Raw genomic sequence first — 11,941 nt, 5'->3', positions numbered from 1 at the left:
TTTTAAAAAACTCTCAATTGAGAGTTTTTATTTTAAATCAAATTTCTTTGCGGCTTCATCAATTGCAGTTCTACATTTCTTGTATCCAGCAGCAACGCCATCTGGATCTTTAAAGATTGCACTTGATAAAACAATAACATCAGGATTACATTCAATTAATGGTTCCATGTTATCATGACGCAAACCACCATCAATTGACAGTTCACAATTTGGGTTCTTTTCATCAATTAATTTACGTGCACGTTTTACTAGGTCAATCGCTGACATACGCCATCCCCAGTTATCTTTACCATCGGTTTCATCTACTCCATGCGTAACGATGTGTAAACGATCAATATCATATATTGATTCTTCCACGAAACATAGTGGTGTATAACATCCAACCGTTAAACCAAACTTTATCTTTCTCTCTCGACACCAGTTAATAATATAAGCAAGTTGTGCTCCGATAAAATGTTCTGCAGGTAAAATTAACATATTAGCTCCAGCTTCATCGATTTGTTCAATAAACATTTTATCCATACTTACTGTATAAATGTGGCATTCAATTGGTTTGTCAGTTTCTGGGCGAATCCCAGCAATTACCTGGTGACCACCCATTAGTTTCATATTTTGAAGATCATGCATATCAGCAGCATCAGAGTGAATATAGTCTACCCCAGCATCACTTACTTCTTTTACTAAATCGGCAATTCTTCCATAGTTTACATGCGCTAGTCCAGCGGCGATTTTAATGTGTTTCATAACTCTTCCTCCATTCTTAAGCATCTTCATTTTACGTTATCCATCCTGATATATCAATGACTTTGGCGGATAGATAATAGCCACATTATTGAGGTAATAACTAAACATTACAGACAGGAATTACCACAAGTAAATGGTAATAAAACCAATCTTTTATATATGGAAGCAAATCATAAAATTACGTATGATAATACTTGAAAGAGGTGGAATAATGTTTGGCTTTAAAAAGAAAGAATATGAAGTAGTAGCAGTTACTGATGGTACTGTAATTGAAATGGAAAAAGTAAATGATCCAGTGTTTGCCCAAAAGATGTTAGGGGATGGATTTGCGATAAAAACAATGAGTGATTATGTATATGCACCATTCGATGGAGAAATCGTTATGACCTTTCCTAGTAAGCATGCAGTTGGTATTACTGCTAAAGATGGTTTAGAGTTACTAATTCATATTGGTATTGGTACGGTAAATGAAGAAGGTAAGGGGTTCAGTTGTGAAGTAGAGATGGGACAACAAGTAAAAAAAGGAGATTTACTTGTACAGTTCAATCGAGAAGACCTGGATGCCAAAGGATATGATATGACAACAGTTCTTATATTTACGAATTCTGATACTTATAAGAGTTTTACGATTGAAAAAGGAAAAGAAGTAGTTGGTGGACAAGACACTGCTGCCGTATATAAAAAATAAGGCGCATTATTCATGCGTCTTATTCATACGTAATAGTGGATCATTTTTAATCTTATAAAATTTACGGATAATTTCCTTTAATCGCATAAGATCATAATCCTTAAGTAATGGGCTTATTTTCAAAATTGGTTTCGTTGTTTTTAGATGAAGTTCAATCGTTGAAATGATTAATTCTATATCATCTAAAGGTCGTTCATAAATGGATACAAATGATTCCTGATCCACTATATTGATTTCAGGTATTTGTTCCTTTAGTTTATTGATGAGCAGATTGTTAGTTCCAATACCACTGTTGCATACCAGAATAGTTTTAAGTGGTTCTTTAAAGTAATCTAATGCAGCAGCAAGATGAAGTGTCAGATAACCAATTTCTTCTTTGCTTACTTGAATCTGATATCTGTCATTAATATAAGAAACACTATTCTCTGCAATCTTATAAGTATTCTTATATAGATTATGTATTTCATGAATTAATGGATTTTCAATTAAGATATTGTGACGAAACCGTGTGATAGCTGGATACAAGTGAGCATAGAGGGAATCAAATAGTTCTTCATCATCCTTTAAAGGTAACTGTAACTGTTCACTCCAGGAATCAATAAGAGCCCGAGCAACTTCAATTGCTTCCTGTTCATCGCTCTCATTGGTCGACTTACTGTTCTGTAATGAGATACAATAGACTTGAAGATAGCGTACTTCCATTTCATTAAACTGGATGTGATAGTAGTCAGCTAATACATCAGTAATTGCTTTGATTTCATCAAAGAATGGTTGTTGTTGCAACTCCTCCAAGAATTCTTTTGATAGAGTTACGGTGTGCTTCTGTGATACTCGAATAAAGGATACAAAGATATGTAATAATACAAAGACTAGGGTATCAAAAGGCAGTTCCATAAGATATGGATTATCACTTTTCATAACAATGCGAACAAATTCATTTAGCTCATCATCGTTGATATCAAGGCCTGCAAATACAATCGATCCATCACATTCGTAGTTATCATCATTTACGATATTACGAAACATCTGATAACCATTATCCTGAACCATAAGTTCAATTAATAGATTCCTTTTATTACGTTCCTTACCTTCAATTTGAAGGCCATGATTGTTTTTGCGATGAAGCTTGATTTTCTCTTTTTCGAATAAATCGCTTACTTCGATAATATCTTTATGAATCGTTGCTCTACTAACATATAGTTCATTGGCTAATTCATAAATTCGATAGTGTTCTTCAGAGTTTAATAATCGCATCGCAATAAAGATTTTTCTTGCTTCAGGTGAATAATCAATCAGTTCTCTATTCTTTTGCATAATTGTTTCAGAAATCTTTAACTTAGCATCTTGTTCACCTTCAATACATATTCCCACACCTGTCTTTTTTACCAGATGTAGCTGGTTCTCTGATAACCACTGGTCAACGATTTTTAAATCATTACGAATGGTTTTATTAGAGACATTTATTTGTTTTGATATATCATCAATTGTGACATAGTTTTCCTGCTTCAGAAGAATGTCGACAATTTGTATAATTCGTTTATTGTTCATAAGGAAATCACCTCTACGCAAACTATAAGTATAAGTTGGAAATTTGTCAAGAAATGCGTATTGGCATTTTGATATAAGAAAGGAAATGTATATGAGAAACTTTAAAAAATATATAGAAAAATATGAAACAGCATTTTTAAATGATTTACAATCACTGATTGAAATACCTAGTGTACGTGACTTGAGTACAAAAGAAATAGGAAAACCGTTTGGAATAGAGATTGCCAGAAGTTTTGATGTGTTTGAAACAGTTGCGAAACGAATGGGATTTGAAGTAACTAACTTTGATGGCTATGCAATCCATGCAGTAACGAGCGAGGACCTTCCTTATATTGGAGTATTGGCACATTTGGATGTAGTGGAAGCAGAGGGTAACTGGAACAGTAACCCATTCATGATGCAGACAAAAGATGATGTTTTATACGGAAGAGGAGTAAGTGATGATAAGGGACCATTACTAGCTGCACTGTATGCAATGTATATACTAAAGGAACAAGGATTGATAACCAAACCAATTCGTTTGATTGCGGGAGGGGCAGAAGAGACAACTTGGGAATGTATGGAGTATTACTTTAAAAAGAATCCACAACCAGAGTGGGGATTTTCACCTGATGGAAATTTTCCAATTGTGAATGGAGAAAAAGGAATCCTTCAAGTCAGTTGTCAGTTTCAGGGTTTCTCATCTATTAAAGTTAAAAGTAAAAAGCGTTTGGATTATGTATGTGAAGAAGTAGAAATTGAATTCCCTATTCATGATTTAGCTAAAGTAAAAGAGTATGCAAAACAGGCGAATTCACTTACTTATAATATAGATAGAGTGAATCTTATATATCGAGGTGATATTGTATTATCACGAAATCCACAACGTGGAGTGAATGCATTGAATTTATTCTTTGAAGATTTTAAAGACTATTCTTTTAATGATGAATTTCAGAAATTAAAAGAATTCTATATTACATACTTGTTGGATGATAATGTTGGTAGAAAGTTAGGAATTGCATATGTTGATGAAGACATGGGTTCTACTAGTATGTGTCCAATGTCAGTTACCTGGAATGAAGAGGTAAAAGAAGTGTGTATTGATGTTCGTTATGTGAAAGGTGTGACAATGGAAACAATATTGGAGAAGTTACATCATATTTCTAATGACATTAATATAAAAATCGATATTATAAAAGAACGCAGATTACTATATGTAGAAGAGGACTCACCATTGATTCAGTCTTTGAAGCAAGCATATAAGAATGTGATGGATGAAGAAGCAGAGGTGCATACAAAAGGTGGAGCATCTTATGCAAGGGTTTTAGATCGAGGGATTGTTTTTGGTGCAACCTTTGGTGATTATAATACTCGCGTACATATGGCAAATGAGAATATACCAAAAAAGGATCTGCTTCTGGCAATGGAAATTTATTGCGAAGCACTGTATCTTTTGAGTAATCAAAATGACGTGTAAAATTTGCCATATTGATAGGGTAAATGTGCGACATATTCGTTTATAGATTAGAAAAAATGCCTATGATAGAATGAAATTAGTTGATAAGGAGGAGCTTAGAAATGAAAAAATTTCAGGCAAAACTACAGACATTTGCTGGAGCTATGATGGTTCCAATTATACTTCTTGTTCTTGTAGGTTTCTTCGTTGGTATAGGGAGTGCGTTCACTAACTATATCTTAGAAGAAGGGTCATTGCTGTATAAACTGTTTTCAATGGTAACAAGCCTTGGATTCTTGTTTATGAACAACCTTCAGGTTTGGTTTGCAGTGGCGATTGCATTCACATTAGCTAAAAAAGAAAAAGGATGGGCTGCATTTGCAGGACTTATCTTGTTCTTCTGTTTCATTAAGGGAATTGAAACATGGGCATCTTTTGAAGGATGGAATGCACAAAGTACAAGCGTAGAGGCATTAATGAGTTCAGGTTATAGCGAAACTTCAGCAATGAATTTTAATGCATTGTGGACAACTAATGTAGGAATATTTACCTATGATATGGGAATTTTCTCAGGTATTGTTTCTGGTATCGTTGCTGCACTTGTACATAACAAATTTGTGGATAAAGTATTACCATCAATGTTCGCATTCTTTGCGGGTACCAAATTTGTTATTATCATGGTTTCACTTGCATCGATTCCATTAGCGTTGGCATTCTATTATGTATGGCCATTTGTAGCAAGTGGATTACAAGGAATCACAAGTTTTATTGGTTCAAGTGGATTGTTTGGTACATTTGTATTTGGTACCTTAGACAAGATGTTGTTGCCATTTGGTATTCACCATTTAATTGCATTCCCAATTGAATATTCTAAAGTTGGTGGTGTAATGGAAATCGATGGTGTTATTTATGAAGGTGTTAAGAACATCATTAACGGTCAGGCAGCCAGTGCAACAGCAACTGGATACATTACACGTAACTTTACTAATGGACGTTTATTATTCCAATTAGCAGGTCTTCCAGGAGCAGCATTTGCGATGTATCGCTGTTCATTAAAAGAAAACCGCAAGAAAGTTGCATCATTATTAATACCTGCAGTGTTTACACTAGCAATGGTTGGTATCTCAGAACCAATTGAGTATACATTCCTATTCGTGGCACCAGCATTATACTTCTTAGTATATGCACCACTTTGTGGATTGTGTTATGTACTGGCAGAAATCTTCCAGATTTCAATAAACGGTACTGCATTATTCTTTATGATTCCAAACTTATTCCAACCGCAAAAAGTACATGCAATGCATGCACTATGGTTACTGCCATTAATCTTTGCAGTTTACTACTTTGCTTTCAAGTTTATGATTGAAAAATTTGATCTTAAAACACCTGGACGTAAAGCAGATGATGACGAAATTAAATTAATGAGTAAAAAGGAATATAAGAAGCTAAAAGAGGGTGATGAAGAATCACTAGAGGTTCGTATTATTGAAGCGCTAGGTGGACCAGACAATATTGAATCGGTTACGTGTTGTGCTACTCGTCTTAGAGTAACAGCGAAAGATGGAAGTCTTGTAGCAGATGATGATTTATGGAAAGACTACTTAGAAGCACTTGGTGTTGTACGAGCAGATAACTCGATTCAGATTATTTATGGAGTTCGAGTACAGAATATAACAACAAACGTAAAAGATATCTTACATATTGATTAGTTTTCTCAGGCAGGATATCCTGCCTGTTTGAGGTGGTAAAATGAAAAGACAAGATAAGAAACAAAGACAAAAAATAAAAAATATGGATGCATTGAAATGGATCAAACGAGCAAAGAATATGTGCGTATTTCTTGTAGTAGCCTTCCTTATATATGTATTTGTGGTTGCACAGATACTAAATGAAGATTATGCACAGGTTGTTGCTAACTATCCAGTAATCAATATTGGGTTTGTAATCGCAACTGCAAACTTGTTTATCTGGTATATCATAAAAAAGATAATTGGTTATCTGGAACAATACGAAAACATTGAGTTATCAAGAATGGTTTTGATTGTAATTGTAATTGCTCAATGTTTCTTATTAAACTATATTTCAGTGATTCTTCTGATTGTTGGATTGAAGAAGTTCTTTAACTGGAATGAGTTTCGTTTGCCTCAACAATTCAAAGTTATTAAACAGCAGAGTAAACTTACATCAATGCTAGGAGTTGGCGCAGTTCTATGTCTGTTTATAGCCTTAACATTTACGATTTCATTATCAATTTTATAATTAAAATAATCTATTATAATGAAAAGCTGAACATGAAAAAATGTTTAGCTTTTTTTGGTAATAGAAGAAAATCCTCGATTTTTAGACACTGGTCGTTGTACGTGATATAATATGGAAACGAGGAGAGAATTATGAGATTGTTACAAAGTTTTTTTTATGATTTTAAAAACGTATTTACGATTGATGACAAAGGAATTGTAATTCTGGCAGCATCTTTATTCTTACCGTATCCAATCACTGTAGCAGTGGTCGTAATTATGGGGATATATATATTAGTTAAAAGTAATTTTAGAACTACATTAAAGAGCGTTCGAAGATCCTATCTACTGATGTTATTTGGGATTTACCTGTTAGTTGTATCATTGATATTTGGTAATTATCTGGGGGCCTTACTTAGTGTAGGAATGATTCTATTATTTATAGATGTTATACATTATCGAAGGTATATTCATAAGGAAATGTTTGATATTATTATTGATGTTATGATAATTCTAAGCATTGCCAGTGTAATAGCTTCAATATTTGAACAGTTCTATTATTTAAATACAGTAGAGAAGATGACTGGATTCTTTGATATTCAGAATAAACCGGAACATCGGGTTCATGCATTCTTCTTTAATGCCAATTACTATTCAATGATGATTGTGTTTGTTGAAATGTTCTGTGTGTACCGATTTATGACAGTCAATAAACTTAAAAAACGTTTGTTATATACTGCTGCAGGGTTAGCAAATTTATTTGCATTATTCTTAACTGGTGGTCGTATTGCCTGGTTGTGCATGGCACTTGGATTATTAGTTATGATTGTAACGAATAAATGGTATAAAACATTTATAGCAGCATGTCTGGGAATTGGTGGAGGAGTTGCGATTTTGGCAACAAAACCTGGGTTGATTCCAAGACTTGCAAGTAAAGGTTTGGATTTAGGAAGGCGTGCTCGTATTTATGAAGCGGCTGGAATGATGATTGAAGATACTTGGTTGTTTGGACATGGTCCATTAACCTACTTTAATTTATATGATGGTTATTATGATGACTATGTCGCAAGATATGGTAGTGAGCAGTTAAATAAACTTGGTATTAGTGCACCACACTCCCACTCAATGTTTTTAGAACCTTGGGTATCATTTGGAGTAATTGGTACTGCTATTATTGGTTGGTATCTGGTAAGCCAGATGCGTCGTGTGTTTCGATTATTTACAAGGGGTAGTGATCGAGCAGTTGGATCCTTAATATTAGGTTGTGTGGTAATGACAATTGCTTTCTGTATTATTGATTTTCCAATCTTTTGGGTACAGACAGGTGGATTGTTCTTAATCTTACTTGGATCAACTGAAATGTTTAAAAAGGATGTGGAGTAATGAGAGTAGAAACAATGATTGAATATTTTGTATACTTTGCAAGCTTCTGTTTGTGTATGTATGCATTGAGTAGTGTAAAGTTTGATAAGTTTACCCATGTCAGTAACCCAACAAAAGTACAGTTATTGTGGATTTTGTTGTCAACAGGACTGGCATATGTAGTTTCTCAATTTATCTTTGCATTAACCATCTATCGTTGATATAATAAAGCATGAAAAAAATAGGGACTGCTTAGTTTGAAAAAAACTGACAGTCTTTTTATGAAAATGTTTAAATTTTGATTATTCATGCTATAATAAAAAAGCATAAAAAATATAGAAATAGAAAGCGAGGAGTAACAAATGTTTTTTACAAAAGAAGTTGGTATCGATTTAGGTACAGCAAATTTACTTATATATGTTAAAGGAGAGGGAATTGTAGTCAATGAACCTTCGGTGGTTGCGATTGATGCAGATACAAAGAAATGTCTGGCTGCTGGAAATGAAGCGAAAGATATGTTAGGAAGAACTCCAGGTAGAGTACTTGCTATTCGTCCATTGAAAGATGGAGTTATTGCAGATTTTGAAGTTACTGAAATTATGTTGAACTATTTCTTTAAAAAGATTAACTTAAAAGGATTATTTAATCGTCCTACGATTTTAATTTGTTGTCCTTCTAATATAACAAGTGTTGAAAGAAATGCGATTCGTGACTGTGCTTACCGTGCTGGTGCGAAGAAAGTATATATTGAAGAAGAACCAAAAGTAGCTGCAGTAGGAGCTGGATTAGACATCAGTAAACCTAGTGGATGCATGGTACTTGATATAGGTGGGGGAACAACGGATATTGCCGTTCTTTCACTTGGAGAAATTGTAACTTCTACATCTTTAAAGATTGCAGGAGATACTCTTGATAAAGACATTATTAAATATGTAAAAGAAAATAAAAAATTATTAATTGGAGAACGTACAGCAGAAAACATCAAAAAAGAAGTTGGTACTGCATGGGCAAACTCTAGACAAGAAAAAATGGAAGTTAGTGGACGTGACTTAGTTACTGGGTTACCTCACAAAGTAGAACTTACTAGTAAAGAAATTGAAACAGCATTACGTGAAAGCCTACAACAAATTGTTGCAGCTTGTAAGACTGTTCTTGAACAAACTCCTCCTGAGTTATCAAGTGATATTGTGACTCGTGGTGTTGTTATTACTGGTGGTGGTGCGTTATTACACGGGTTAGATGAATTATTGTCTAATGAGTTAAATGTACCAGTATATGTAGCTGAAAATGCACTTAGCTGTGTAGCTGAAGGTTGTGGAGTATTACTAGAAAACTTAAACTTAGTTAGATAAAGCGAGGTGAAACTATGCAATGGATTGCATACTTTGTTGTTCCCTTGATTTTATCGACAATACTTACACCACTTGTAAATTGGATTGCGATGAAACTGGATATATATGCGCATACAAATGAGCGTACTATTCATACAGGTAAAATTGCCCGTATTGGAGGAGTAGCAATCTATGTAGCGTTTATCTTAACCATGACTTATTATTTCTCTGATGGAATTGACAATGCAATTCAAGGATTGTTAATTGGATCAGCGATTATGTTCTTTGGTGGATTAATTGATGATATTGTAGATTTGAAAGCAATTGTTAAATTGCTGTTTCAGATTGTAGCAACCATTGTATTAATCAAAGTTGGTGGAATTGAGTTAGGAATTATTCACTTGCCTTTAGGGATTGTAATTGATATGGGGATAGTTTCTCTGTTGGTTACATTTATTTGGGTAATTGGTATTACCAATGCAATCAATTTAATAGATGGACTTGATGGTCTGGCTGGTGGAGTAAGTACAATTGTGTTTCTGACAATTGCAGCGACATCGATTGCAGAAGGTCGTCCTGATATTGCGATAATCAGTTTGATTATTGCTGGATCAACATTAGGATTCTTATTTTTTAATATCCACCCTGCGAAGTTATTTATGGGTGACTGTGGTGCTTTATTTTTAGGGTATACAGTTGCGGCTATTTCGCTAATGGGATTTAAAGGATCTACATTTATTACATTAGGATTTCCAATGCTGCTTTTGGCAGTTCCAATCATTGATACGTTAAGTGCGATGGTTCGACGGTTTTTAGGTGGTAAGAAGTTTACCGATGCAGATAAAGGACACTTTCATCATGTATTGATGAAACGTTTTGGACATCGTAATACAGTACTTATTATTTATGCAATTACGATTGCATTTGGAGTTAGTGCATATATTTATATTATGAATAAGACAGTTGGACTTGCGTTAGTGGCGTTGTTATTCTTAGCACTAGAAATATTTATAGAAAAAACGCATATGATATCTGAGAATTATCATCCTCTGGTATCAATTTATGAAATGATATTTAAACGAAAACAAAAAGAGAAAGAATAAAATGCAAAGATTGAATTTAGCAACTTTGTAATTTATAAAAAAGAAAAAGAGAGAGATTAAGGCCAATGGCCTTAGTCTCTTTTTTAGTTGCTTGAAAAAAATCAAAAAAATAATAGTATTAATTTATTCTACCAATATACAAGAAAGATAAATAATAGATCATTTCTTGTTTGTAAAAGGACTTTAATTGGAGAAGGGAGGGCGGTTGTTACTTCTTGGGCGAAAGATAAGACATATGGAAAGTAAAGTTTAAAATGATTCTATAAATCCACTGTATTTGTTATACATAAACTTTTCATGACTTATAAGAAAGCATTAAAGATAATTTGTTTTATTTAGGAAAATATCAGAAAACGGAATTAAATTATATTGAATATAGACACGTGAGTGATCAAATCATTGAAAGTGGGGCATTTGTAACACTAATCGATAAACAATTGTTACAAAATATTTAATGATTACTATAATGAAAAAGGTCATAAATTTTTAGATCATCTATATTACGTGCAAATATAGAAAACTGCCAGTCTAAAGGGAGATACTTAGAAACTTTGGATTAGGTATAAATTATATATAGTTACATATAAAGAAAAGGAAGTTATTATGATAATTACTAAAGAAAAAATTAATGAATTTATCAATACTTTACAATATGAAGAATATTGTAAAAAAACAATTTTAAAATATCGAACTGATATTAAGAAATTAGCAAATTTCATGAAACAATCAAAAATCTGTAAAGAAGATATGATTGAATTTAAAGAATACTTGTGCAAAAAATATAAACCACGCAGTGTTAACTCTATTTTAGCGGCATGTAATTTGTTTTTTACACATCAAAATCGTTTGGATTTAAAAGTAAAACAATTAAAAATTCAACACACTGCATTTTGTGATGAAGAAAGAGAACTATCTAAAAGAGAATATGAAAAGTTATTAAGGGCTGTGAAGCAATGTGAAGATCATACCATGCTTTTAATTATTCAAACGTTAGGAAATACAGGAATTCGAATTAGTGAATTACCGTTTATTACAATAGAAGCAATAACAAGTGGTAAAGCTGAAATTAGAATGAAAGGAAAGAATCGCACAATTCTAATTCCTAAAGGACTAAAGCAAAAACTACAGTATTACGCAACAAAACATGAGATAAAAAAAGGACCCGTTTTTGTAACTAAAAATGCAGTTCCTTATGATCGAAGCAATATATGGAGAAAAATGAAATATTATGCTGAAATAGCAGATATTAATCCAAGTAAAGTTTTCCCTCATAATCTTAGACATTTATTTGCTCGTCAATTTTATCGCATAAAAAAAGATATAGCACAATTAGCGGATATCTTAGGTCATAGCAATATTAATACAACAAGAATTTATATGATTTCAACAGGTGAAGAACATCAAAGAATTTTAGAGAAAATGCAGTTATTACTATAGGAAGATAAAATAAAACAACATAATACTGATTATGTTGTAAATTCTGTACATATTAA

At 33.0% G+C, this 11,941-nt stretch carries 11 protein-coding genes; 9 read left to right on the top strand and 2 right to left on the bottom strand.

What is annotated here, in order from left to right:
- Positions 1 to 27 precede the first annotated feature (27 nt).
- The gene (locus J2S15_RS06050) at positions 28 to 744 is read right to left on the bottom strand and encodes a ribulose-phosphate 3-epimerase (protein ID WP_307406428.1); all 717 of its coding nucleotides are present in this window, start codon (positions 742 to 744) and stop codon (positions 28 to 30) included.
- A gap of 211 nt (positions 745 to 955) precedes the next feature.
- On the opposite strand from J2S15_RS06050, the gene J2S15_RS06045 reads away from it, so the two are divergent.
- Complete coding sequence (locus J2S15_RS06045) at positions 956 to 1,432, top strand: PTS sugar transporter subunit IIA (protein WP_307406426.1); 477 nt, start codon at positions 956 to 958, stop codon at positions 1,430 to 1,432.
- A 6-nt stretch (positions 1,433 to 1,438) separates the two neighbouring features.
- On the opposite strand, the gene J2S15_RS06040 is transcribed toward J2S15_RS06045, so the two are convergent.
- On the bottom strand, positions 1,439 to 2,980 hold the full coding sequence (locus J2S15_RS06040; RefSeq protein WP_307406424.1) for a BglG family transcription antiterminator: 1,542 nt from the start codon (positions 2,978 to 2,980) through the stop codon (positions 1,439 to 1,441).
- Positions 2,981 to 3,071: 91 nt separating this feature from the next.
- Between J2S15_RS06040 and J2S15_RS06035 the strand changes: the two genes are divergently transcribed.
- The 8 genes from J2S15_RS06035 (at position 3,072) to J2S15_RS06000 (ending at position 11,885) form a co-directional block, all read left to right on the top strand.
- Positions 3,072 to 4,436 carry a Sapep family Mn(2+)-dependent dipeptidase gene (locus J2S15_RS06035; RefSeq protein WP_307406423.1) on the top strand — a complete coding sequence of 455 codons (1,365 nt, stop codon included), beginning with the start codon at positions 3,072 to 3,074 and terminating at the stop codon, positions 4,434 to 4,436.
- Positions 4,437 to 4,537: 101 nt separating this feature from the next.
- A complete protein-coding gene (locus tag J2S15_RS06030) occupies positions 4,538 to 6,124 on the top strand; it encodes a PTS transporter subunit EIIC (RefSeq protein WP_307406420.1) in 1,587 nt (528 codons plus the stop codon).
- Positions 6,125 to 6,164: 40 nt separating this feature from the next.
- On the top strand, positions 6,165 to 6,674 hold the full coding sequence (locus tag J2S15_RS06025) for a hypothetical protein (RefSeq protein WP_307406418.1): 510 nt from the start codon (positions 6,165 to 6,167) through the stop codon (positions 6,672 to 6,674).
- Positions 6,675 to 6,805: 131 nt separating this feature from the next.
- Positions 6,806 to 8,035: an O-antigen ligase family protein gene (locus tag J2S15_RS06020; protein ID WP_307406416.1), complete on the top strand. Its 1,230-nt coding sequence runs from the start codon at positions 6,806 to 6,808 to the stop codon at positions 8,033 to 8,035.
- Complete coding sequence (locus tag J2S15_RS06015; RefSeq protein ID WP_307406414.1) at positions 8,035 to 8,235, top strand: DUF1146 domain-containing protein; 201 nt, start codon at positions 8,035 to 8,037, stop codon at positions 8,233 to 8,235. The genes J2S15_RS06020 and J2S15_RS06015 overlap by 1 nt, the downstream gene beginning before the upstream one ends.
- Before the next feature lie 141 nt (positions 8,236 to 8,376).
- A complete protein-coding gene (locus J2S15_RS06010) occupies positions 8,377 to 9,366 on the top strand; it encodes a rod shape-determining protein (protein ID WP_307406413.1) in 990 nt (329 codons plus the stop codon).
- A gap of 14 nt (positions 9,367 to 9,380) precedes the next feature.
- The gene (locus tag J2S15_RS06005; protein ID WP_307406411.1) at positions 9,381 to 10,448 is read left to right on the top strand and encodes an MraY family glycosyltransferase; all 1,068 of its coding nucleotides are present in this window, start codon (positions 9,381 to 9,383) and stop codon (positions 10,446 to 10,448) included.
- A 603-nt stretch (positions 10,449 to 11,051) separates the two neighbouring features.
- A complete protein-coding gene (locus J2S15_RS06000) occupies positions 11,052 to 11,885 on the top strand; it encodes a tyrosine-type recombinase/integrase (RefSeq protein ID WP_307406410.1) in 834 nt (277 codons plus the stop codon).
- Positions 11,886 to 11,941 lie beyond the last annotated feature (56 nt).

This window comes from Breznakia pachnodae (assembly GCF_030814225.1).
Classification (GTDB): domain Bacteria; phylum Bacillota_I; class Bacilli_A; order Erysipelotrichales; family Erysipelotrichaceae; genus Breznakia; species Breznakia pachnodae.
The sequence above is the reverse complement of the archived record's forward strand: the minus strand, read 5'-3'. Positions and strand labels throughout refer to the sequence as shown.

What these genes read in the sequence shown, in the direction of transcription:
- J2S15_RS06050 (WP_307406428.1), bottom strand. Translation starts at nt 744, where the DNA reads ATGAAACACATTAAAATCGCCGCTGGACTAGCGCATGTAAACTATGGA.
- J2S15_RS06045 (WP_307406426.1), top strand. Translation starts at nt 956, where the DNA reads ATGTTTGGCTTTAAAAAGAAAGAATATGAAGTAGTAGCAGTTACTGAT.
- J2S15_RS06040 (WP_307406424.1), bottom strand. Translation starts at nt 2,980, where the DNA reads ATGAACAATAAACGAATTATACAAATTGTCGACATTCTTCTGAAGCAG.
- J2S15_RS06035 (WP_307406423.1), top strand. Translation starts at nt 3,072, where the DNA reads ATGAGAAACTTTAAAAAATATATAGAAAAATATGAAACAGCATTTTTA.
- J2S15_RS06030 (WP_307406420.1), top strand. Translation starts at nt 4,538, where the DNA reads ATGAAAAAATTTCAGGCAAAACTACAGACATTTGCTGGAGCTATGATG.
- J2S15_RS06025 (WP_307406418.1), top strand. Translation starts at nt 6,165, where the DNA reads ATGAAAAGACAAGATAAGAAACAAAGACAAAAAATAAAAAATATGGAT.
- J2S15_RS06020 (WP_307406416.1), top strand. Translation starts at nt 6,806, where the DNA reads ATGAGATTGTTACAAAGTTTTTTTTATGATTTTAAAAACGTATTTACG.
- J2S15_RS06015 (WP_307406414.1), top strand. Translation starts at nt 8,035, where the DNA reads ATGAGAGTAGAAACAATGATTGAATATTTTGTATACTTTGCAAGCTTC.
- J2S15_RS06010 (WP_307406413.1), top strand. Translation starts at nt 8,377, where the DNA reads ATGTTTTTTACAAAAGAAGTTGGTATCGATTTAGGTACAGCAAATTTA.
- J2S15_RS06005 (WP_307406411.1), top strand. Translation starts at nt 9,381, where the DNA reads ATGCAATGGATTGCATACTTTGTTGTTCCCTTGATTTTATCGACAATA.
- J2S15_RS06000 (WP_307406410.1), top strand. Translation starts at nt 11,052, where the DNA reads ATGATAATTACTAAAGAAAAAATTAATGAATTTATCAATACTTTACAA.